24 protein-coding genes are annotated in these 22,995 nt (G+C 41.6%); all 24 read left to right on the top strand.

All coding sequences use genetic code 11. The annotated features are described in order from the left end of the window. The first annotated feature begins 57 nt into the window (after positions 1 to 57). The 24 genes from rnmV to ACRYKC_RS19685 all read left to right on the top strand — a co-directional run bounded on the left by rnmV (position 58) and on the right by ACRYKC_RS19685 (position 22,977). A complete protein-coding gene (rnmV, locus tag ACRYKC_RS19800; protein WP_433809548.1) occupies positions 58 to 621 on the top strand; it encodes a ribonuclease M5 in 564 nt (187 codons plus the stop codon). Continuing rightward, positions 611 to 1,483 carry a 16S rRNA (adenine(1518)-N(6)/adenine(1519)-N(6))-dimethyltransferase RsmA gene (rsmA, locus tag ACRYKC_RS19795; RefSeq protein WP_433809546.1) on the top strand — a complete coding sequence of 291 codons (873 nt, stop codon included), beginning with the start codon at positions 611 to 613 and terminating at the stop codon, positions 1,481 to 1,483. The genes rnmV and rsmA overlap by 11 nt, the downstream gene beginning before the upstream one ends. A 65-nt stretch (positions 1,484 to 1,548) precedes the next feature. After that, complete coding sequence (gene yabG / locus ACRYKC_RS19790; protein WP_433809544.1) at positions 1,549 to 2,451, top strand: sporulation peptidase YabG; 903 nt, start codon at positions 1,549 to 1,551, stop codon at positions 2,449 to 2,451. Between the two features lie 303 nt (positions 2,452 to 2,754). Next, positions 2,755 to 3,015 carry a biofilm formation stimulator Veg gene (veg, locus tag ACRYKC_RS19785; RefSeq protein WP_035545428.1) on the top strand — a complete coding sequence of 87 codons (261 nt, stop codon included), beginning with the start codon at positions 2,755 to 2,757 and terminating at the stop codon, positions 3,013 to 3,015. Positions 3,016 to 3,168: 153 nt separating this feature from the next. Then, entirely contained in the window at positions 3,169 to 3,348 is a 180-nt protein-coding gene (locus ACRYKC_RS19780) for a small, acid-soluble spore protein, alpha/beta type (protein ID WP_085027017.1), read from the top strand. A 140-nt stretch (positions 3,349 to 3,488) separates the two neighbouring features. Beyond that, positions 3,489 to 4,355, top strand: coding sequence for a 4-(cytidine 5'-diphospho)-2-C-methyl-D-erythritol kinase (ispE, locus tag ACRYKC_RS19775; protein WP_433809541.1), 867 nt, complete (start codon positions 3,489 to 3,491; stop codon positions 4,353 to 4,355). A gap of 61 nt (positions 4,356 to 4,416) precedes the next feature. Continuing rightward, the gene (gene purR / locus ACRYKC_RS19770) at positions 4,417 to 5,235 is read left to right on the top strand and encodes a pur operon repressor (RefSeq protein WP_433809539.1); all 819 of its coding nucleotides are present in this window, start codon (positions 4,417 to 4,419) and stop codon (positions 5,233 to 5,235) included. Positions 5,236 to 5,829: 594 nt separating this feature from the next. Further along, positions 5,830 to 6,129 (top strand): septation regulator SpoVG, encoded by a 300-nt coding sequence (gene spoVG / locus ACRYKC_RS19765; RefSeq protein WP_085027010.1) that lies wholly within the window; start codon positions 5,830 to 5,832, stop codon positions 6,127 to 6,129. Positions 6,130 to 6,343: 214 nt separating this feature from the next. Then, positions 6,344 to 7,723, top strand: a complete 1,380-nt coding sequence (gene glmU / locus ACRYKC_RS19760) for a bifunctional UDP-N-acetylglucosamine diphosphorylase/glucosamine-1-phosphate N-acetyltransferase GlmU (protein WP_433809536.1) — start codon at positions 6,344 to 6,346, stop codon at positions 7,721 to 7,723. A 15-nt stretch (positions 7,724 to 7,738) separates the two neighbouring features. Continuing rightward, a complete protein-coding gene (locus ACRYKC_RS19755; RefSeq protein ID WP_433809534.1) occupies positions 7,739 to 8,692 on the top strand; it encodes a ribose-phosphate diphosphokinase in 954 nt (317 codons plus the stop codon). Between the two features lie 83 nt (positions 8,693 to 8,775). Next, entirely contained in the window at positions 8,776 to 9,438 is a 663-nt protein-coding gene (locus tag ACRYKC_RS19750) for a 50S ribosomal protein L25/general stress protein Ctc (RefSeq protein WP_433809532.1), read from the top strand. Positions 9,439 to 9,599: 161 nt separating this feature from the next. Next, positions 9,600 to 10,163: an aminoacyl-tRNA hydrolase gene (gene pth / locus ACRYKC_RS19745; protein WP_433809530.1), complete on the top strand. Its 564-nt coding sequence runs from the start codon at positions 9,600 to 9,602 to the stop codon at positions 10,161 to 10,163. A gap of 84 nt (positions 10,164 to 10,247) precedes the next feature. Then, positions 10,248 to 10,478 carry an anti-sigma-F factor Fin gene (gene fin, locus ACRYKC_RS19740; RefSeq protein WP_085027000.1) on the top strand — a complete coding sequence of 77 codons (231 nt, stop codon included), beginning with the start codon at positions 10,248 to 10,250 and terminating at the stop codon, positions 10,476 to 10,478. A 54-nt stretch (positions 10,479 to 10,532) separates the two neighbouring features. Next, entirely contained in the window at positions 10,533 to 14,069 is a 3,537-nt protein-coding gene (mfd, locus tag ACRYKC_RS19735) for a transcription-repair coupling factor (protein WP_433809528.1), read from the top strand. 229 nt (positions 14,070 to 14,298) lie between these two features. Next, complete coding sequence (spoVT, locus tag ACRYKC_RS19730; protein WP_085026996.1) at positions 14,299 to 14,835, top strand: stage V sporulation protein T; 537 nt, start codon at positions 14,299 to 14,301, stop codon at positions 14,833 to 14,835. A 52-nt stretch (positions 14,836 to 14,887) separates the two neighbouring features. After that, complete coding sequence (locus ACRYKC_RS19725) at positions 14,888 to 16,507, top strand: putative polysaccharide biosynthesis protein (RefSeq protein ID WP_433809525.1); 1,620 nt, start codon at positions 14,888 to 14,890, stop codon at positions 16,505 to 16,507. Then, complete coding sequence (yabN, locus tag ACRYKC_RS19720; protein ID WP_433809523.1) at positions 16,504 to 17,970, top strand: bifunctional methyltransferase/pyrophosphohydrolase YabN; 1,467 nt, start codon at positions 16,504 to 16,506, stop codon at positions 17,968 to 17,970. Before ACRYKC_RS19725 ends, yabN begins: the two co-directional genes overlap by 4 nt. Before the next feature lies 1 nt (position 17,971). Beyond that, positions 17,972 to 18,229 (top strand): RNA-binding S4 domain-containing protein, encoded by a 258-nt coding sequence (locus tag ACRYKC_RS19715; RefSeq protein WP_035543911.1) that lies wholly within the window; start codon positions 17,972 to 17,974, stop codon positions 18,227 to 18,229. Between the two features lie 193 nt (positions 18,230 to 18,422). After that, complete coding sequence (gene yabP, locus ACRYKC_RS19710) at positions 18,423 to 18,722, top strand: sporulation protein YabP (protein WP_433809582.1); 300 nt, start codon at positions 18,423 to 18,425, stop codon at positions 18,720 to 18,722. Next, on the top strand, positions 18,719 to 19,309 hold the full coding sequence (yabQ, locus tag ACRYKC_RS19705) for a spore cortex biosynthesis protein YabQ (protein WP_433809520.1): 591 nt from the start codon (positions 18,719 to 18,721) through the stop codon (positions 19,307 to 19,309). Before yabP ends, yabQ begins: the two co-directional genes overlap by 4 nt. A gap of 15 nt (positions 19,310 to 19,324) precedes the next feature. Then, the gene (locus tag ACRYKC_RS19700) at positions 19,325 to 19,708 is read left to right on the top strand and encodes an FtsB family cell division protein (RefSeq protein ID WP_433809518.1); all 384 of its coding nucleotides are present in this window, start codon (positions 19,325 to 19,327) and stop codon (positions 19,706 to 19,708) included. Positions 19,709 to 19,786: 78 nt separating this feature from the next. Beyond that, a complete protein-coding gene (locus ACRYKC_RS19695) occupies positions 19,787 to 20,173 on the top strand; it encodes a S1 domain-containing RNA-binding protein (RefSeq protein ID WP_085026985.1) in 387 nt (128 codons plus the stop codon). A gap of 540 nt (positions 20,174 to 20,713) precedes the next feature. Next, complete coding sequence (locus ACRYKC_RS19690) at positions 20,714 to 22,060, top strand: aspartate aminotransferase family protein (protein ID WP_433809580.1); 1,347 nt, start codon at positions 20,714 to 20,716, stop codon at positions 22,058 to 22,060. Between the two features lie 68 nt (positions 22,061 to 22,128). Then, positions 22,129 to 22,977 carry a MurR/RpiR family transcriptional regulator gene (locus ACRYKC_RS19685; protein WP_433809516.1) on the top strand — a complete coding sequence of 283 codons (849 nt, stop codon included), beginning with the start codon at positions 22,129 to 22,131 and terminating at the stop codon, positions 22,975 to 22,977. Positions 22,978 to 22,995 lie beyond the last annotated feature (18 nt).

The raw sequence follows: 22,995 nt of genomic DNA, 5'->3' as shown, positions 1-22,995 counted from the left end.
GTGCACACGTGGTATGCTATGGAAAGATAATGGCCGACATAAGCAGGAGGAAATAAGGTGAAGATAAAAGAAGTCATCGTAGTGGAAGGCAAGGATGATACAGCCCGTGTTAAAGAGGCAGTAGATGCTGACACAATAGAAACTGGCGGTTCAGCGATTGATGAAACCGTCCTTGAGCAGATACGTCATGCGAAAGACAAACGAGGAATAATCATTTTTACCGATCCTGATTATCCAGGAGAGCGAATCAGACACATCGTTACTGAGCAAGTACCAGGCTGTAAGCACGCTTTTCTTCCTAAGCATTTAGCGCGTGCCAAGCTAGATAAAGGCATAGGGATTGAACATGCCTCGGTTGAGGATATTCGTACCGCTCTTTCGTCTGTGTACGAGCTTGTTGAAGAGTATGAAGAACATATTACAAAAGATGATTTAATATCGTACGGCCTGCTTGGGGGGAGGTTATCCCGCCAGCGTAGACAGAAACTTGGGATCAAACTTCATATAGGTAAAACAAATGGTAAACAGCTGCTTCGTCGCTTAAACATGTTTCAAATTACGAAGGAACAGTTGAATGAAGCCATGATGGATATAATTCAGGAGGAAAGAAATGAAGAGTAAAGCAGTAGCAACACCAACACGTACGAAAGAAATTTTGGAGACACACGGGTTTTCATTTAAAAAAAGCCTGGGACAAAATTTCTTGATTGATGTAAACATTCTAAGGAATATCATTGACCACGCAGGGATAAATGCTTCTGCAGGGGCTATTGAAATTGGTCCAGGGATTGGAGCCCTTACCGAACAGCTTGCTCAGAATGCTGAAAAAGTTGTAGCATTTGAAATCGATCAGCGATTGCTGCCTATTTTAAATGACACTTTATCCGAATACGATAATGTGGAAATCATCAACCAGGATATCCTGAAGGCTGATGTGAGAGAAGTGATTAAAGAGCATTTCCAACCAGGGCAGCCAATCCGTGTAGTTGCGAACCTTCCTTATTACATCACAACTCCTATTCTAATGAAGCTGTTGATGGATCGCCTGCCGATTGACAGCATTACAGTTATGATTCAAAAAGAAGTGGCAGATCGAATGGCTGCTGAACCGAATACGAAGAGTTATGGCTCATTATCCATCGCTGTTCAATACTACACAGAGGCAAATGTTTCTATGAATGTGCCTAAGACCGTGTTTATGCCGCAGCCAAATGTCGATTCGTCTGTACTCCATTTAGAAATGAGATCTTCCCCTCCTGTTGAAGTAAAGGATGAGGAGTTCTTTTTTGACCTAGTTAAAGCGTCATTCGGGCAAAGGAGAAAAACGCTTATGAATAACTTAGCCCGTCATTTTAAAGGAAAGATGGATAAAGAAGAACTTCGAGAAAAATTAGATTCTGTCGATATCGATCCTAAGCGACGTGGGGAGTCGTTAACGATGCAAGAGTTCGCAAAGCTAGCGGATTGCTTGTATTCTGAATAAACCGGGACACATCATGCCCATTCTCACATAGACTACAGTAACGTTTGGTGTGAGGTGGGGAGTTCATGATAGTGAATGGAGATCTTGTTACAAGAAAGTCCTATCAACATGATATTATTTTTCGAGTGAAATCAGCCGATCGTCCAATAGTTAAGCTCATGGGAGAGCATATCCGCCTTGAAGCCGATGCTCCATATGATGATTTGGAGAAGGTTTCAGGCTCAGAGTACCATAGACGTAAACAGCAAGTAGATGAACAGGAAGCCTACTCCTATCGTCTTTTCCGGCAAGATTACCGGTTATTAAAAGAGAAAAGAGATGCGGAAGCAGGAAATGGATATCAGACTGGAACAGAAGCCAAGTACTTTCAAATCCCTCCCCGTATTCTTCATCTTGATGGAGATCCTCTGTTTTTGAAAAAATGTATTGCGCTGTATGAACAATTAGGCTTGCAGGTTCATGGGCAATATCTCCATGAAAAAGAAATGCCGCACCGGATCATGGATTTGGTTGAAAAAGTCCATCCACAAATTGTCGTTTTAACTGGTCACGATTCCTACTCGAAAGCTAAAGGAACAACCAGGGAACTGGAAGCCTACCGTCATTCTCGTTACTTTGTGGAAGCGGTCAGAAATATTAGGCGCAAGTATCCTAATTTTGATCAGCTCGTTATTTTTGCGGGCGCATGTCAGTCTCATTTTGAATCGATTATTAAAGCAGGAGCAAACTTTGCCAGTTCACCTGCGCGTGTGAATATTCATGCTATCGATCCCGTTTATGTAGCCGCTCGGGTAGCCTATACGTCGTTTATGGATCATATTAACATATGGGAAGTTATCCGAAATACAATTAGTGGCGAAAAAGGTCTCGGCGGAGTAGAGACAAAAGGACTTTTAAGAATAGGAATTCCATACTCAGAAGAAGCAGAAGAAATTGAAGGAACAGAGGAGACAGGGGAAAATCTATAACCGTTGCTGTAAGAATGTTCAGCAGCGGTTTTTTCCATCGATTTCATTCATATTTCAAAAAAGTTTTCATACCCTTACCTTATGTGGATCTTTTTTATGGACACAGAAAAGCCGCTATAAAACCTCATAATTTACAAGTTTTTCTTATTTGGTGCATAGATTTCCTTTTAATGGATAACCTATCCGAGAAGCTATTTAAAAATATTATGATTGACATGTTTTTATAGCTATTGGTATAATGTGATGTTTATTTGACTTTGTCCCAGTTCTATGGTAAGATAAAAAACAGTGAGGTGGAGTGTAGTGGCTAAAACGTTAGTGGAAATTAAGCAATCCCTGGAAGGGCAAATTGGTAAACGACTAACATTAAAAGCGAACGGCGGTCGTCGTAAAACGATTGAACGCTCAGGAATTCTTGCAGAAACATATCCTGCCGTTTTTATTGTAGAACTAGACCAAGAAGAAAATGCTTTTGAACGTGTTTCGTATAGCTATGCCGATGTTCTTACAGAAACAGTAGAACTGAACTTCGATGATTTGCAGACAATGGCTCTTGAGCAGTGAACGCTAAGTTTACTGCTTTTTATTTTGCACACTTTTAGAGATCTTACACTAGAAAAGCTTCCCATCCTTACATACATCTGCTGTGATGATAACAACAAAAAGAAGCATACTACTATTGTCGTATCAAGTTGAAGGCGAAAGGAGCTGAAGACGATGGGACGCAGAAGAGGAATAATGTCCGATTCGTTGAAAGAAGAGATCGCGAAAGAACTTGGTTTTTACGACAAGGTACAGCAGGATGGATGGGGCGGTATTACAACACGTGATGCCGGAAATATGGTAAAACGGGCAATTCAAATGGCAGAAGAAGAAATGATGAAAGATCAGCTATAAAGAAATGGCCTCCAGGTGCTCTTAAGCATCTGGGGGCTTTTTTGACGTGTAAAGCTTGCGACGTTAATCTCCGCGCCTCTTCAAGCGAAAATATGGTACAATGCATGAAGATAAACAGTGAAGTTGAGGTGCTTACGTACATGCAATTATTTGAAAAGGCTCCCGCTAAGATTAATTTATCTTTGGATGTCTTATATAAACGTGAGGACGGTTTTCATGAAGTGGAAATGGTTATGACTACCGTCGATTTAGCTGACCGAATCGAGCTCAATCTTCTTAAAGACGGCAATATCCGTGTTGAATCGGAAAGTCGGTTTGTTCCGAATGACGAAAGGAATTTGGCATATCGAGCTGCCAAGCTGATTAAAGACCGTTATGAAGTTGAACAAGGTGTAAGGATTTTTATAGAGAAGAATATCCCTGTTGCTGCCGGGCTTGCTGGAGGAAGCAGTGATGCGGCAGCCGTGCTGCGAGGAGTGAACAGGCTTTGGGGGCTGAACTTGAGTATAGACCAATTAGCCGAGCTGGGAGCTGAAATTGGATCTGATGTGTCCTTTTGTGTCTATGGAGGTACTGGGCATGCGACAGGACGCGGTGAAAAAATAAAAGCATTACCCGCCCCTCCTCCATGCTGGGTAGTCTTAGCCAAACCTCCCGTTGGGGTTTCTACTCAGACGGTCTATCAGAACCTTAATTTGGAAGGAGCTTTACATCCTGATACACAAGGAATGATTGCTGCTATTCAACGTTGCGATTTTGAAGGCATCTGTGCGCATGTAGGAAACACATTAGAAGGGGTAACGCTCCAGCTGCATGACGAAGTAGGACAGATTAAGGATCAAATGCATCACGCAGGGGCGGACGCTGTGTTAATGAGCGGCAGCGGCCCGACGGTTTTTTCACTTGTAGATCAAGATGCCCGTGCTCAGCGGATTTATAACAGTTTAAAAGGGTTTTGCCATGAAGTATATATGGTGCGTATGCTCGGATATCGGGAGAACACTTGATAAAATCCGTACAAATTTGGTATATTAGTAAATAATATTCGGATTTTGAGGTGTCTACTACATGAAAAGAAGTGAACGGTTGGTTGCAATGACTCATTTTATTTTAGAACGCCCGCGTGAATTGATTTCCCTCCCATTTTTCTCTGAGAATTATGAAGCAGCTAAATCCTCCATTAGTGAAGATCTCGGTATCATCAACAAGATGTTCCAGCATGAAGGAATCGGTTACTTGGAATCCGTCTCCGGAGCTGCAGGAGGAGTGAAATATATTCCCGCTTTTTCTAGGTCGTACAGTGATACTTTTGTTAATCAGCTTTGTGAACGTTTAGAAGATCCTGATCGTCTTCTTCCCGGAGGATACTTATTTATGAGCGATATCCTTGGCGATCCAGAAACGACGAGAAATATTGGACGCTTATTTGCTTCAGCCTTTAGAGATAAAGAGATCGATGCTATTATTACCGTTGCTACAAAAGGAATTCCACTAGCATATGCTGTGGCTTCTTACTTGAATGTACCCGTGGTCATTGCACGACGCGACCCGAAGGTGACAGAAGGTTCAACGGTTAGCATTAACTATGTTTCAGGATCAACAAGAAAGATCCAGACGATGGTCTTAACAAAAAGATCTTTGAAAGAAGGATCTAAGGTTTGTATCATCGATGATTTTATGAAAGCTGGCGGAACTATTAGTGGGATGCGGAACTTGTTGAAAGAATTTAATGCTGAAGTTGTCGGGATCGGCGTGCTTGCTGAAGCAGAAGATGAAGAAGAGGATCGGGTGGTCGACGATTATATTTCTGTTGTACAAATTATGAATGCTGATGATCGTCGTCAAACCATTGAAGTTCGCCCTGGCAACCTACTAAATTATATATAAGAGTTAGGCTCTATAAAGAAGGTCCACCCCGCAATGGAGGACCTTCTTTTTTATAGTCTGAGCTTGATTCGTAAATAAATCTTGAGTTATGTTGTTAAAAAATTGGCCACTCGCTTTCCTGCGGGGGAACTGGCAAGCCTCTTCAGTCGCTTTGTTCCTTGTAGGGTCTCGCCTAGTTCCTTCATAGTCTTCACGGGCATAGATCCTGTTATATAATCAATTTCAAAGTAGTTTGTAACGTGACCCCTTAGAGTACCTTATTTCTTAAGAGTGTTAGGAGGTACGGGAAGGTTGAGACTCTTATCGACATCCGGCATGATAAGTTAGACCCGGGAAGGCAAACTTGAGAAGAGCAGCGAACCCACGGATTCTACATCTAATTGGCAACGTGAACCTTCAAACCTAAGTTATTTAGAAATTAAGTCCAGATAAGATTATTCCTCATATATGGAATTAGAAAAAAGCTAGAAGAATCTATGTGAATTATTAGAATATCCTAATTATAAAAATTTTTTTGAAAATAGGCAGGAATTTCTACCGTTTTGTGGAATTCATGTACATAAGTTCTTTTTGGGAAAAAGGTGGTGAATGATAATGGAAGTAACTGACGTAAGACTGCGACGCGTTAATACCGATGGAAGAATGCGAGCAATTGCTTCTATTACCTTAGATCAGGAGTTTGTTGTTCATGACATACGGGTGATTGATGGCAACAATGGGTTGTTCGTAGCAATGCCAAGTAAACGTACCCCAGATGGGGAATTCAGAGACATTGCACACCCGATCAATTCCGGTACACGAGGTAAAATCCAAGATGCAGTTCTTGAGGAATACCACCGTGCTGGTGAAGCAGAAGAAGCAGAGGCAGAATTTGAAGAAGCCGGAGCTTCCTAATACTTATGAACAAAGAGAGTCTGACCTCAATTGCGAGGTTAGGCTCTTTTTTATTATTCCTTTTTTATCCACCCTTCTCAGTGAGTACATTTAGTCCAAATGTATTTGTGTTTGGCATACTTTCACATGACTGTTTACCTATAGGGAGAATTGTTGAAATCATGCTTGTTTTAAGATATTATTCATAGTGGATAATTAGGATGGAGGTACGTTCATGACTAATCGATATGCTGTAGTTTTAGCAGCTGGCCAAGGTACACGTATGAAGTCAAAGCTTTATAAGGTTCTGCATCCGGTATGCGGAAAGCCTATGGTTCAGCATGTTGTTGACCAGTTAAATACACTTAATTTACAAGAATTGATTACGGTTGTTGGTTTTGGTGCTGAGAAAGTCCAAGATCAATTAGGTGAAGATAGCCATTATGTCATTCAGGAAGAGCAGCTAGGCACAGGACATGCAGTTTTACAAGCAGAAGATATTTTGGCAGATAAAGAAGGAACAACTGTTGTAGTTTGTGGAGATACTCCTCTACTTACAGGTAAGACGTTGCAAAAGCTTCTAGATCAGCATGATGAACAGAAGGCAAAGGCTACAATTCTGACAGCTCATGCTGAAGATCCATCTGGCTACGGACGTGTGATTCGCGGAGGAAACGGCCAAGTGGAAAGAATTGTTGAACAGAAGGATGCTTCAGAAGAAGAGCAGGCAATCCAGGAAATCAACACAGGTACGTATTGCTTTGATAATGCTGCGCTTTTTGAAGCGTTAAAAAACGTATCCAACGACAATGTTCAAGGAGAATATTATCTTCCGGACGTGATCGAAATTCTTAAGGATCAAGCCGAAGTCATCAGTGCTTATCAAACGCCTGATTTCTCTGAATCACTTGGGGTTAATGATCGTGTTGCTTTATCTAAAGCTGAAAAACTCATGAAACAACGAATCAATGAGCAACATATGAGAAGCGGTGTAACAATCGTAGACCCTGAGCAGACTTATATTGGTCCTGATGTCAAGATCGGACAGGATGTAGTGATATATCCAGGCTGTGTCATTGAAGGAGATACCCAGATTTCCGATGACGCAGTCGTTGGCCCTCACTCTACGATTACAGATTGTCATATAGGAAAAGAGACTGTGGTGAAACAAAGTGTAGCGGCGAACAGCCGAATTGGAGAACGTGTACAGATCGGACCTTTCGCACATATCCGACCACAATCCTCTCTCGGAGACGATGTAAAGGTAGGAAATTTTGTGGAAGTTAAGAAAGCTTCATTTGGTGATGGAAGCAAAGCCTCTCATTTGAGTTATATCGGCGATGCTGAAGTCGGAAGCGGGGTAAATATCGGGTGTGGTACAATAACAGTGAATTATGATGGACAAAATAAGCACCTGACTACGATTGAGAATGATGCATTTATTGGCTGTAACTCAAACTTGATTGCTCCTGTCACAGTAGGTGAAGGGGCGTATGTAGCGGCTGGATCTACAATCAATGAAGATGTACCTGCAGAAGCTCTGTCCATTGCTCGTTCAAGACAGACGAATAAAGAAGGTTATGCAAATAAAATGAAGTCGATCAAAAAAGATTAACGGAGGGTTCGATCCATGGAAAATGGGTACAAGGATTCAAAATTAAAGGTGTTTTCACTGAACTCTAATCCTGAATTGGCCAAAGAGATTGCTGAAAATATCGGAGTGGAATTAGGGAAATGCACCGTAACATCATTCAGTGATGGCGAAATTCAAATCAACATCGAGGAAAGTATCCGTGGGTGCGACGTCTATGTTGTTCAGTCTACATGCGAACCAGTGAACCAGCACATCATGGAACTGTTGATTATGATTGATGCACTAAAACGAGCTTCTGCACGTACGATCAATATCGTTATGCCATATTATGGGTATGCTAGACAAGATCGTAAAGCAAGAGCTCGTGAGCCGATTACAGCTAAACTTGTGGCAGATCTTCTGGAAACGGCTGGAGCATCTCGCGTCCTTATGCTTGATCTCCACGCACCACAGATTCAAGGATTCTTTAATTTACCGATTGATCACCTCGTCGGTGTCCCAATCCTTTCTGACTACTTCGAAGAAAAGAATTTTGAAGATATTGTTATCGTATCTCCGGACCACGGTGGTGTAACGCGTGCTCGTAAGATGGCGGATCGCTTGAAAGCGCCAATTGCCATTATTGATAAACGCCGTCCGCGTCCAAATGTCTCCGAAGTAATGAACATTGTCGGTAACATTGAAGGAAAAACGGCGATTTTGATCGACGATATTATTGATACTGCAGGAACCATTACACTTGCGGCTAATGCTCTAGTTGAAAATGGAGCAAAAGAAGTGTACGCATGCTGTACGCACCCTGTGCTTTCTGGTCCAGCCATCGACCGTATCAACAACTCTAAGATTAAAGAGTTGGTTGTAACGAACACCATTCCGCTCGGTGAAGATAAAACCAGCGATAAAATTACAGAGCTTTCCGTAGCAGGGTTGATCAGTGAAGCGATCATCCGAGTTCATGAACGTCAGTCCATTAGTATCTTATTTGATTAAAAATTTAATAAAATGGGTTTAACTCTTGTCAATAACGGGAAACTGTTATAAATGATTGGTAAATTTATTGGAGGTTGATGAATTTGGCTAACGTATTAAAAGCAAAACAAAGACAAGATCTCAAACAATCTGTAACACGTGAACTACGACTTGAAGGAAGCGTACCCAGCGTTGTTTACGGGAAAGATAAAGAACCGATTACAGTTGCTGTTAACAGCATAGAGTTACTAAAAACTGTTCGTGATGAAGGTAAAAACGCCATCATCTCACTTGATATCGAAGGTAAAGACAGCGTTGATGTCATGCTGCACGAATACCAGATCGATCCTTTGAAGGACGAGCTTATTCACGCAGACTTCTACGTTGTTAATATGGGTCAGGAAATGGACGTTGAAGTTCCTATCCACTTGGAAGGAGAAGCAGCTGGATCGAAAGAAGGCGGCGTATTGCAGCAGCCTCTTTATGAAATTGCAGTTCGTGCAAAACCTGCTGATATTCCTGAAGAAATCCTTATCGATGTGTCTGAGTTGAATATCGGTGACAGTATCCTTGTAGGGGATCTGAAGGAAGCGCGGGGTTATGAAATCACCGAAGATGAAGATACGACAATTGTATCTGTCACTCCTCCAGAGGAAATGCCGGAAGAGCCTGAAACAGAAGATGCGGATGCTGAACCTGAAGTCATCAATGAGAAAAGTGATGATGAAGAAGGAGAAGAAGCAGACGAAGATAAAGATAAAGAATAAACGAAGTCATGATCAAGGGGTGAGGCCAGAAGGCCCGCCCCTTTTCTATGATGTAGTGCAGGGTATCGAACGGCTCTTACTCGTCGATAGAATTAGACAACTTTTTTGTAAGAGCTTTGATATAATTGAGAAATAGCATTATAAAGCAAAGGAAGTTTTTGATGAAGTGTATCGTCGGACTTGGAAATCCAGGTAAAAAATATGAACAGACACGCCATAATGTAGGATTCATGGTCATAGATGAGCTGGCACGCCAAAATCAATGGTCCCTGAGCCAGACGAAGTTTCGTAGTGTATATACAACTGAACATGTGAATGGGGAAAAGGTGCTTCTTTTGAAACCCCAGACCTACATGAATTTATCAGGGGAGTCCTTGAGGGCTTTCATGGATTATTTTGATATTGAGTTAGATGATGTTCTGGTTGTATATGATGATTTAGACTTACCTCCCGGAAAAAATCGTTTGCGTAAAAAAGGAGGTCATGGCGGCCATAATGGTATACGAAATATCATTGACCAATTGGGGACAAAGGAATTTAAACGATTGCGAATTGGAATCGGCAGACCGAGTGTTCCCATGTCTGTCATTGATTATGTTTTAGGAACTTTTGATAAAGATCAGCAAATGGCTGTAAAGGACAGCATCCAGGACGCTGTTAAAGCCTGTGAAGCATGGATTGAGCAGCCATTTAATGAAGTTATGAATGAATTTAATGTAAAGTAACTGGCAGTAATGGTTTACTGATTCTGTATAAGCCCTATGTAAGCCGGCAAAACTAAATACCATCAAGCCTTTAGGAGGATGGATATGAAAATTCGTTATTTTTGCCGGCATTGCAACAATCAAGTTGGTGAGCTGGATGCTGAACATGTAGACGTATCACAATTAGGTTTTGACCTTTTAAATAATGAAGATCAACAACAAATGGTTCATATGAACGGAAACGGGAATATGGATATTAAAACGATTTGTGATTCGTGCAAAGAAACACTTGATCAGAATCCACACTACCATGAGTTAGATCACTTTATTCAGTAAATCCTGAAAGCTTTTCCAGGCGAAGAGCTTGACAGGATGGTGGAGGAGTTCGTTATGCAAGGAATTAAGGATTATTTATATCCGCAGGATGATATCCAGTCAGTTGTTGAGGGTTTTGAATCAGGGATGAATGAACAGATGGTAGCGGGGTTGTCGGGAGCTTCCCGAAGTTTAATGATATCCCTAATCAAGGAATCGTTGAATCGTCCGGTATTGCTGGTCACCCACCAACTGGTTCAAGCCCAGCAGCTGTATGAGGACTTTCAAGAGCTGACTGAATCAAATCAAGTTCATCTTTACCCTGTGAATGAACTGATCGCTTCTGAGATTGCAATTGCAAGCCCAGAGCTCCGAAGTCAGCGTATCGATTCTCTCAGCCAATGGCTCAAACAAGATACCGGCATACTTATTGCCCCTGTGGCTGCATTAAAACGGATTATGCCACCGAAATCCTATTGGGAGCACAATCAGCTCCCTTTTCGTGTTGGAGAAGATATCGATTTAGATGAATATCTCGGACGTTTTGTCAGGATGGGATATGAACGGACAGAGATGGTGGCGACCCCCGGGGAGTTTTCGCTGCGCGGCGGCATCATGGACATCTATCCATTGACTGCTGAATATCCCTATCGTATAGAACTGTTCGACACAGAAGTGGATTCGATCCGTACATTTGATTCAGAAACTCAGCGTTCACATGAAAAGCTGAAAGAGGTTTTTATAGGCCCGGCTACTGAGCTTTTGCTGAGGGATGAAGACTATGCCAGGGCGTATCACCGCCTGGAGGAAGCGCTTAGCCATTCGTTGCAGAAGCTGACTAAAACCGAGGCAAAAGAAACGTTGAATCAATACATTGAAGAGGACCTGGATCGGCTTAAACAACAGGAACGTTTTCAGGAAATATATAAATATATTGGTTACTTTTATGACTCGCCTGTAAGTTTACTAGAATATCTTCCAAAAAATGGTCTGCTCGTTCTTGATGAAATGAGTCGGATTCAGGAAACGGCGAACCGGCTCGATCAGGAAGAGGCTGAATGGCACCAAAGTTTATTGGAAGCGAATCAAATGGTTCGTAATTTGAAGATTTCCTATGACTGGCATGATACATGGGCGAAGATGGAACATCCGCGCCTTTATATGTCTGTGTTCATGCGTCATATTCCAAACACGCACCCGCAAAATATCGTCAATATATCCAGCAGACAAATGCAGCAGTTTCACGGGCAGATGAATTTACTTAAAAGCGAGATGGACCGCTGGCAAAAGCAGAACTACTCTGTCATCATTCTAGCTCCTGATGAGAATCGCCGGGAAAAAATCCAGTCCGTACTCGATGATTATGATATGGAAGCAGTCATTGCCAAGGATGAAGTAAAATTACCGCTCACTAAGCCAACGATCATGATCGGGAACATAAGCAGCGGGTTTGAATGGCCGATGCACAACCTAGCGGTTCTAACTGAAAATGAACTGTTTAAGAAACGAACTGCTAAACCGAAGCGGAAACAGAAAATGTCCAATGCGGAGCGGATTAAGAATTATCAAGAGTTGAAAGTGGGCGACTATATCGTTCATGCCAACCACGGTATAGGTAAGTATCTCGGAATTGAAACTCTTGAAATGAATGGCAACCATAAAGACTTTTTGATGGTGAAATATTCCGGAAACGATAAGCTTTACGTACCTATCGACCAAATAGATTTGATCCAAAAATATGTGGGCTCAGAAGGAAAAGAGCCGAAAGTGTATAAGCTTGGCGGCAGTGAATGGAACAAGGTGAAGCGCCGTGTTCAATCCTCTGTTGAGGATATCGCTGATGATTTGATTCAACTATATGCAGAGCGTGAAGCATCGAAAGGATATGCTTTCAGTGAAGACGATGAAATGCAAAGAGAATTTGAGACAGCTTTCCCTTATGAAGAAACAGAAGACCAAATTCGCTGTATCGAAGAAATCAAAGAAGATATGGAACGAATCAGACCGATGGACCGTCTGCTTTGCGGCGATGTAGGGTACGGAAAGACAGAAGTCGCTATCCGTGCAGCCTTCAAAGCCATAGTAGATGGAAAGCAGGTCGCTATTTTAGTCCCTACGACGATTTTAGCTCAGCAGCACTATGAAACCCTTCAGGAACGTTTTCAAGGGTTTGGGATTAATATCGGGCTTATGAGCCGTTTCCGGACGAGAAAACAACAGAAAGAGACCACAGAACGAATAAGAAAAGGTCTTGATGATATTGTAGTGGGTACTCATAGAATTTTATCCAAAGACGTGCAGTTTAAGGATCTTGGTTTATTAATTGTAGACGAAGAGCAGCGTTTTGGAGTGAAGCACAAAGAGAAAATAAAACAGTTGAAGCATAACGTTGACGTTTTAACTTTAACCGCCACGCCGATACCGAGGACACTCCACATGTCCATGCTTGGTGTAAGAGATCTTTCAGTCATCGAAACACCGCCTGCAAACCGCTTCCCGATTCAAACTTATGTGCTTGAGTATAACCCGATTTTCCTGAGGGAAGCCGTTGAGCGGGAAATGGCGCGCGACGGGCAAGTCTTTTTCTTATTCAATAGAGTAGAGAATATTGAGCGGATGGCGCAGGAAATCGCTGAACTGGTCCCTGAAGCCCGTGTGACGTTTGCACATGGTCAAATGAATGAAACAGAGCTAGAAAATGTCATGTTTTCCTTCTTAGAAGGGGAATTCGATGTGCTCGTCAGCACGACAATTATTGAAACGGGAGTAGACATTCCGAATGTAAACACTTTAATCGTTTATGATGCCGATCGGATGGGGCTCAGTCAGCTTTATCAGCTTCGAGGACGTGTTGGACGTTCCAACCGAGTCGCCTATGCCTACTTTACTTATCAGAAGGACAAAGTTCTTACTGAAGTTGCTGAGAAACGATTGCAGGCGATTAAGGAGTTTACAGAGCTTGGGTCCGGATTTAAGATTGCGATGCGCGACTTATCCATCCGTGGAGCCGGTAACCTTTTAGGCGCACAGCAGCATGGGTTTATTGATTCAGTAGGTTTTGATATGTATTCTCAAATGCTCAAGGATGCTATTGAGGCTAAACGTCAGGGCAAAGAGCCAGAAGCCGTACAGCCTTTCCAACCTGAACTTGATATGTCCATGGATGCCTATATCCCTGAAGAATACATCCGTGATGAAAAGCAGAAAATCGACATGTATAAACAGTTCCAGGCGATAGAATCTGTGGAAGATATCCATGATCTTCGTGATGAACTTATTGACCGATTCGGGGATTATCCAGAAGAGGTAGAGAATCTATTCCGTGTTTCTTCCATTCGCCTATTTGCGAAGCAGGCGAGAATTGAGTCCATATCTGAGAAGAAGAAAAAACTTGAAATGGTTATGGAATCTGAACAAAGTCAGCAAATTGATGGGGCAAAACTGTTTGAGTTTGCTAATAAATACGGACGGATTGTCCAGCTGGGGACGGAAGATAACCAGTTAAAAGTAACCTTCAATTGGGATCGAAAATCCCAGCCTAAGCGTTATGACATTGTAGAGGAGTTCATCAGTAAACTTCCAGAAATGGAACGGGAAACGACAACGGCATAATCATCATTCTACCCCTCGCCTTCAAGGCGAGGGGTATCTTTTTAGAAACTCTTATCTGCAATTCTTAACAAAATTATCCAAATTACCCGGTATATTATAAAAAAATCCATACCAAGGATGTATAGGTTTATTCTGCTGTATCATACTATCCTTAATCACCCGCTTATTCTGCATGCGCTTCATAGGATAGTAATAGGAACATCACCAAAGAAAAGGAGGCAGCATAAGAATGAAAGCAACTGGTATAGTACGTCGTATAGATGATTTAGGTCGTGTTGTTATTCCCAAGGAAATCCGTCGCACTTTAAGGATTCGCGAGGGGGATCCACTGGAAATCTTCGTTGATCGAGAAGGTGAGGTCATTCTGAAGAAGTATTCCCCAATTAGTGAGCTGGGTGATTTCGCAAAGGAATATGCAGATGCTCTAAGTGAAACCCTTGAAATGCCTGTTTTGATTTGTGACCGAGATGAATTTATTGCGGTAGCTGGTGGAGCGAAGAAAGATTATATGAATCGTTCTATTGGTTCGAAAGTAGAGCAGGTGATGGACTCTAGAAGCATGGCTTCAGAGAAACATCCGACTCCAGTAGAATTCGTCCGTGGACAAGAAGAGGATGTCATATCATACATTATTCAACCTATTATCGCACAGGGTGATCCAATCGGTTGTGTTGTCGCTTTTAACAAGGAAGGATCTCCACTTGATGAAGGTTCAAACAAAGCGGTTCAGACAGCAGCCAGCTTTCTTGCTAAACAGATGGAATAGACAATGAGGTCAGGTCCTTAACGGTAAAGGGTCTGGCCTTTCGTATGATATAATGGGGAAGAATATACATCATACAGAGAAAGGGTCCACAATGACCAATCAAACATCGCAATCCGTCGTTAAAGGAGCATTAATCTTAACCTTTGCAGGATTAATCAGTAAGATATTGAGTGCAGGTTATCGGGTGCCACTGCAAAATATTACAGGAGATTTAGGGTTTTATGTTTACCAGCAAGTCTATCCTATTCTAGGCGTAGCCTTAATTCTTTCTTTGTATGGATTTCCAGCGGCCATTTCAAAGCTTGTCTCAGAATTAAGGGAAGAAAAATCATTCCTATCTCTCCCTTCTTTTTATTTGCCGGTATTCTCCTGGCTAATGGGAATTTGCGGCCTGATCTTTGTAATAGGGTTTACTCAGGCACCTGCTATAGCTGCTGTCATGGGGGATGAAAAACTCATTCCATCTTTACGGTCGGCTTTTTTTGTGTTTTTACTAGTGCCTATCATCTCTTTATTCAGGGGTGTATTCCAAGGTATGAATCAAATGAAACCAACAGCGGTGTCCCAAGTTGTAGATCAGCTCATTCGAGTGAGCACAATTATTGCTACTGCCGTTTTAGTCATAAAATTTGACCGCCTTTATGCCGTTGGGATCGGAGCATCAGCCGCCTCTTTTCTAGGCGCATGCGGAGGGCTGGGTGTGTTATTACTTTACGTAAAAAAACAGTCCATTTGGAAAAATGAGAGATGGAGCACATCTGTTTCCTACATACGAACTATTTTGTTTTACGGATTATTTATTTGTTTAAACTATACACTGTTACTATCTATGCAATTCGTTGACTCACTTTCACTAGTGCCTGGACTTCTGGAGTTTGGAGTAGAGATGGAAAAGGCAAGAGTGCTGAAAGGAATTTTTGATCGAGGACAGCCTTTGATTCAACTAGGGACCGTCCTTGCTTCCTCAGTAGCTTTAGCTTTAATTCCCTCAGTGACGAGGAAACGTTATGAAAAGGATCCTGAACATGTCAAAACTTATATGTACAATTCAACGAAAATCAGTTTGATCATGGCTTTGGGTGCAACAGCCGGACTGATTGTTTTATTTCCAGAGATAAACCAGCTATTTTTTCAAAATACTGAAGGAACAAGTGCTCTAAGGGTCATGATGCTCGTCATTCTTTTTGCTTCTCTGTCTCTAACGACAGCATCTGTATTGCAGGGTCTGGGATATGTACATCATACCGCCACTTTGATTCTATTAGCCATTGGCCTAAAAGTCTTCGGCAATTACTTGCTTATCCCGGCTTTTGGTTTACATGGGGCAGCAGCAGCTTCCACAATAGCTACAGCTTTCGTTTTAGCGGGAAATATCGTACTCTTAGGAAAAGAAATACCGCTAAATCGATGGTTGAACATGCCCTGGTTGAAAATTGGTGCTGCCCTTACGGGAATGATCTTATTTTTGATCTTGTTCCATGATTTTGGAGAGAGGATCATGGCCGATGGGCGCGTTCTCTTACTTATTTATACACTTATAATGACGGCTCTTGGAGGCCTAGTATACTTTCTATTATTATTGATGCTTGGTACTTTCACAAAAAAAGAGCTCGAGCCTATGCCTTTTTATAATACGGTGCAACGACTACTTCCGAAAGGATTGAAATCATGAATACGATTACGGTAATAGGATTAGGTGCAGGAGACAAAGAACAGCTTCCATTAGGCATCTACCGCCAGTTAACGAGTAAAGACAAACCTATTTACGTACGGACGCTAGACCATCCCGTCTTGGTTGAGCTGCAAAATGACGGACTGAGCTTCCAGAGTTTTGATGATGTATATAAGAAGCAGACCCAATTTCAAGATGTTTATAAGACGATCGTTGAAAAGCTGGTTCAAGCAGCGCAGGAGGCAGACCTGGTTTATGTCGTCCCTGGGCACCCGATGCTTGCAGAGCGGACGGTCCAGCTTTTAATAGAAAAGCGTGACCACGGTCATGTTCATTTAAACATCCAGGGAGGCCAAAGTTTCTTAGATGCTACGTTTACCGCTTTAGAAATTGATCCGATTGAAGGCCTTCAATTTTTAGACGCTAATGATCTCCACAGAGAACAAATGCAATTGGTGAACCATACGATATTGTGCCAAGTCTATGATTCGATGATCGCATCTGAAGTAAAGATAACACTTCTGGAAGATTTGCCGCCTGCCTATCCTGTTACGATCGTAACAGCGGCGGGAAGCAGCCAGGAGCAGGTGACTACTGTGCCGTTAGAGGAGCTTGACCGTAATGTGGAGGTCAACAATCTGACGAGTGTCTATATCCCTCCCGTACCAAAGGACAAGCTGAATCATCAGTTTTTCCGTTTAAGAGAAGTCATTCGGATCTTAAGAGGACCAAATGGCTGTCCTTGGGATCGAAAGCAAACCCATGAATCCTTACGTAAATATTTGATAGAGGAAGCGTATGAATTCATTGATGCAGTTAATCGACAAGATGACGAGCATATGGTGGAAGAGCTTGGCGATGTGTTGCTTCAGGTGATGCTGCACAGCCAAATTGGGGAAGATGAAGGGTTTTTCTCTATTGATGACGTAATAGTATCGGTAACAGATAAAATGATTCGTCGTCATCCGCATGTGTTTGAGCATGTTACCGTTAACGATGCAGAGGAAGTTGTGACAAATTGGGAAGCCATTAAACAGGAAGAGAAAGGCGAAAAGCCGTCCTCAATCCTCGATGCTGTACCAGGGAGTTTTCCTGCATTATTACAAGCGGAAGAGCTTCAAAAGAAAGCTGCCAAAGTAGGCTTTGATTGGGATTCTGCTGATCTAGTCATTGAAAAAGTGAAGGAGGAGTGGCAAGAATTCCAAGAAGCACGTGATCAGGGAGATCAGGTAGAGATGGAGAAGGAATTCGGTGATTGGCTGTTTGCCATTGCGAATCTTGCCAGACATTACAATATAAATAGTGAAAGTGCTCTCCAAAGGACAAACCAAAAATTCAGAACAAGACTGTCTGCTATGGAAAAATCAGCTCAAGGTAAAGGGCGTTCCTTGAACGATTATGATTTAGATGCACTGGAAGAACTTTGGGTTGAAGCGAAGGAACAACATAAAGGAGTGGAATGAATTGCGTTTAGATAAATTCTTAAAAATCTCACGCCTGATTAAAAGGCGGACTTTGGCAAAAGAAGTGGCGGACCAAGGACGGATCAGCATTAATGGCAATCAAAGTAAAGCAGCGAGTAACGTAGCAATCGGAGATGAACTTACCATACAGTTCGGCCAGAAAGTTTTAACAATCGAAGTGAAATCATTAAAAGAGAATGTAAACAAAAATGAAGCAGCTTCCTTATACGAAATCAAAAAAGAAGAACCCGTGAAATAAGAGTGAACCACTGCGCTTAGCAGTGGTTCTTTCCTTTTATTCTTGGGTTCTCCTGTTTCAGTTATCTAGGGTCAGGAAAGCTGTTTAGTGCAATCGCCCACTTTCCGAGGGAGTAACTCCTTATTTTCCATCGTTCTAAAAGTCAGCTTTTTCTCATAGCTTGTACTAGAGAAGGGGGCTGTTAGAGATGGAAATGTATGATAAAAACCAAAACGTCCGCAGTCATCAACAAGCTGAGCATAATATTAAAATTTGGAATAGAAGAAACATGGAAATTTCAGGAGTCAAAGAGGTGGACAGCTTTGATAGTGAAGAATTCTTACTTCAAACTTCAATGGGATACTTGGTCATCAGAGGCCAGAACCTTCAAATGAAAAATCTAGATCTCGACTCAGGCATCGTGTCTATCAAGGGAAAAATGTATGAGATGTCTTACTTGGACGAGAACCAAGGGGAGAAAGCTAAAGGATTGTTTAGCAAGCTGTTCAAATGACCCTCACCACTCAGTTCGTAACGATCTTCACCATGCTTGCTGGGGGGATGTTTGTCGGAGCTTCTGTGGACACGTTTGAGCGATTTTTTCATAATCGAAATAAGAAGAGCTTGCTTGAAATCATTTATCAACTGTTATTCTGGTTGATTCAAGCTGCTTTTCTCTTTTATATTCTTTATTTAGCCAACTATGGTGAGCTCCGTGTTTATGTGTTTGTTGCTCTTGCTTGTGGTTACGCAACATACCGTGCACTCTTTCAGAATCTTTACTTAAAAGCACTTGAAGTGATGATAAGAGTGGGTTCAGCCATTCTGCGAATAATAAAAAAAATAATTTACCATCTTGTCATATGGCCGATAAAATCCATGATTTTCCTAATTTTTTCTTTACTTATTGTTGTTTATAAGATACTTTTAAAGGGTATATTCTTATTGTTTCTTGTCGTATTTTATCCAATTAAGCTTATTTTTCGTTTGATTTGGCGATTGGTGCCGAAAAACATGAAAAATTACTTAAGGCATTTAGCAGGGTTTCTGGATAAAATCAAGAATACAATGAGCAAATGGAAAAAAAGATTCAATAAGTAAAGGAGGTCAAACTGCATGGCAAAAAAACAGCCGGAATCGGTTGCGCGCTTAGATTCTACATACATGAAACACTACGATGCTTATCTGGAGAGACACCAGAAAAAGAAAAAGCGTTTAGTTCGCCGACTGGTATTGTTTGCCCTGTTAGTAACGATCGTAGCGAGTTCCATGGTGATCTACCACGTGCAACAACAAAGGCTGTACGCAGAAAAGTTTGAGCAGTACGAACAGTTAAAACAGGAGAAGACCGCTTTGGAAAAAGAGGAGAAAGAGTTGAAACAGGAAATTGAGCTCTTAAATAATGAAGAGTACGTTTTGCAGATTGCCAGGACGAATTATTTCTTTTCAAAAGAAGGCGAAATCATCTTTAAAATTCCAAATGAAGACCCTTCATATTGACACTCTTTTCAAAGCTTATATATAATATATAAGAAGGATAATTTTTTTATCGAAAATTTAAGGAGGAGCATTTTTTTTATGTCAATTGAAGTAGGCAGCAAGCTGCAGGGTAAGGTAACAGGTATCACTAATTTCGGAGCGTTCGTAGAGCTTCCTGATGGGAAGACCGGTCTCGTTCACATTAGTGAAGTTGCCGACAACTATGTAAAAGACATTAATGAACACTTAAGCCAGGGAGACCAGGTGGAAGTGAAGGTTATTAATGTTGGAGATGATGGTAAGATTGGTTTATCCATCAAAAAAGCAAAAGAAAACCACAATCGTCGCCCGCAAAAACCTCGTAAACCGGCTGAATCATTCGAGCAGAAAATGAGCCGTTTTATGAAAGATAGCGACGAGCGCTTAGCATCACTGAAGAAGCACACCGAATCCAAACGTGGAGGTCGAGGTGCTAAAAGAGGATAGCTTGCTGTCTGTGACAATGAGTAAAAGATGCACGTTTTCATACAAAGAGCAGGTCCATACCATATGGACCTGCTCTTTTTTATTTACAGTCAATCTTTCACATGTAGTGCTTAAAAGGACTTGTTCACTTATATAGCAGTATTCTGAAAGATTTGATTCCGAGGTATCATGGGCTTTTATTTGTAAAAGTGTTCGGGATGGCTGGAAAATAACTCCCTTTCCTGTGGGGGAACGACCGAGCCTCCTCGCTCACTTCACATAGCGATCGAGGAGGCTTGCCGTCATCCCCTCGGAAAGCGAACTATTTCCCCTCTCGCCTTTCCTGGTGCTAGAAAACGGAAACAATCTCCCCACAGTGAATAGTCATCTTGAAACTGAGTCTTCAGGGATGGGAGACTTATCTGACGGTAGATTAATGCTAATAATAGTTATCTATTTATGAAATATTTATTTCATGTTATATTATTTTTGAAATAAATATTGATAATCATGGAGGTTCTATTCTTGAAGCCTACAGAGTTACATCCACTAGACGAAAAGATGAAGAAATCAGCAGAACTATTTGATAAAGCGAAAGAGGTTATTCCAGGCGGGGTCACAGCGAATATTAAATATATCGACCCCCATCCAATTGTTATGGAGAAGGCAGAAGGAAGTAAGTTATATGATGTCGATCAGAACGAGTACATTGATTATCTTCTATCCTATGGGGCCTTGATTCATGGGCATGGACATAAAGCCGTATATGAAGCCGTAATGAAGCAAATGCAAGAAGCTGGTACGACGATTTTCGGTACACCTCACAAATTAGAGACTACAATGGCTGAAAAATTAATATCACTTTATCCAGGAATGGAAATGGTCAGATATACGAACTCAGGCTTAGAGGCTACTTTACTTGCCCTTAGAGTTGCAAAGGCTTATACAGGTAAATCAAAAATTGCTAAATTTGAAGGTCATTATCACGGTGGATATGACCAGGTTTTACTCAGTGTGAATCCAGATCATGAAAAAGCAGGAGAGACTGTAAAGCCGAACCCTGTTCCAGAATCACTGGGGTTACCGGAATATTATCAAGAAAATACGATCATTCTTCCGTTTAATGATTTCCCATCAACGGAAAAAATTTTACGTGCAAACTCAGAACAAATATCTGCCATCATCATGGAACCTGTCCAGGGTGGTTTCATCCCTGCAGAAGAAGAGTTTATGAAGAGTCTACGGTCTTTAACAGAGGAACTTGGTATTCTGCTCATCTTAGATGAAGTGAAAACAGGATTCCGCTTATCTTTAGGAGGAGCCCAAGCGGTTTATGGAGTTGAACCAGACCTTACAGCGCTAGGAAAAGTGCTTGGAGGAGGTTTCCCTGTAGGGGCGATTGGCGGTTCAAAAAAAATTATGGGAATTCTTGCGCCAGATGGCGGTAAGGATATTTTGACAGCTGGAGCTGAAAACCAATATAAACATCACGCTTTGTTTCATAGTGGGACGTACAATGGCCATCCAACTGTGTTAGCAGCTGGGCTTGCTACAATTGAACTACTTGAAAGTGAAGATACAATGGATGATCTTATTGCTATGACGAAATCGCTTAGAAACCAACTTGAAGACTTATACAGACGGTATGGTATATCGATGCAGACGGTTGGTCAGGGAAGCATTTTCAATATCATTTTGGCACAAGGAGAAATTAAGAATTATCGAGATATGGCTAAAGCTGATTCATCACTAAGAAAAGAGATCGATTATGAATTGTTGAAGCTTGGTGTCTACACGAAGCCACTTAATCGTTATTCCTTGTCTACGGCACATACAGAGAAAGACATTGCTCGAACTGTAGAAGCACATGAACAGGCGATAAGAACAGTACTAAACCGCCTGAAATAGATGGTAAACCTTCTAAATAAGAAACATGTTAAGCTTAAGGGTAGATTGAGGAAAGAAAGAGGTTTGACATGGATATAAATGTGTACAAGATTATTTACGAAAAAATGCCGGAGATGAGTAAGTCGCACAAAAAAATTGCTCAATATATTCTCAAGAAACCGAACGAAGTGCCATTTTTAAATGTGAGTAAGTTAGCGAAGCTTGTGAATGTCAGTGATGCGACGGTTGTGCGATTCGCTGTATTTTTAGGTTTTTCAGGATATCCTGAGTTTCAGGAACACATTCAATCATCTGTTCAGCAGCAATTAACCACAGCGGAAAGGCTGCAAATGTCTAATGAGGTGTATGGGGAAGGAGATCAAGACATTCCTCATGTGCTAAGTGGGGATATTGAAAACATCCAGCAGACGATGAAGAATTTAAATGTAGAAGATTTCCGTAGAGCGATCCAGTATTTATTGCAGGCAAAAAGGGTGTACATCGTTGTCAATCGCAGTGCAGCAGCCTTAGGTCTTTTCATGCACTATTACTTGGAAAAAATACTGGACCACGTTGTAATGCTTGATTCGATCGAGAAAGATTCAGACTTGCTTTATGATTTACGTGAAGAGGATCTTGTCATAGGAATCAGTTTTACACGCTACACAAGAAGTACAGTCGACATCTTTTCCTACGCAAAAGAGAAAGGTACGATGACGCTTGCTTTGACTGATGGTCTGTTATCCCCGCTCATTCAATATGCGGATGTTACCCTGACAGCAGAAAGTCAAATGCCTGCTTTCATTGATTCATTTGTGGCTCCCTTGAGTTTGATCAATGCCCTCGTGATTTATACAGCGAAGGAAAGGAAAAACGAATTTGATGAAAAGTTAGGTAGACTCGAAACCGTTTGGGATCAATTTGATGTTTTCTATTAATCAGGGTGATAAATAATA

This window comes from Halobacillus sp. A1-3 (genome assembly GCF_050971765.1).
In the GTDB taxonomy this organism is placed as follows: Bacteria; Bacillota; Bacilli; order Bacillales; family Halobacillaceae; genus Halobacillus; species Halobacillus mangrovi_B.
This window is presented reverse-complemented; position numbering and strand designations above follow the sequence as displayed.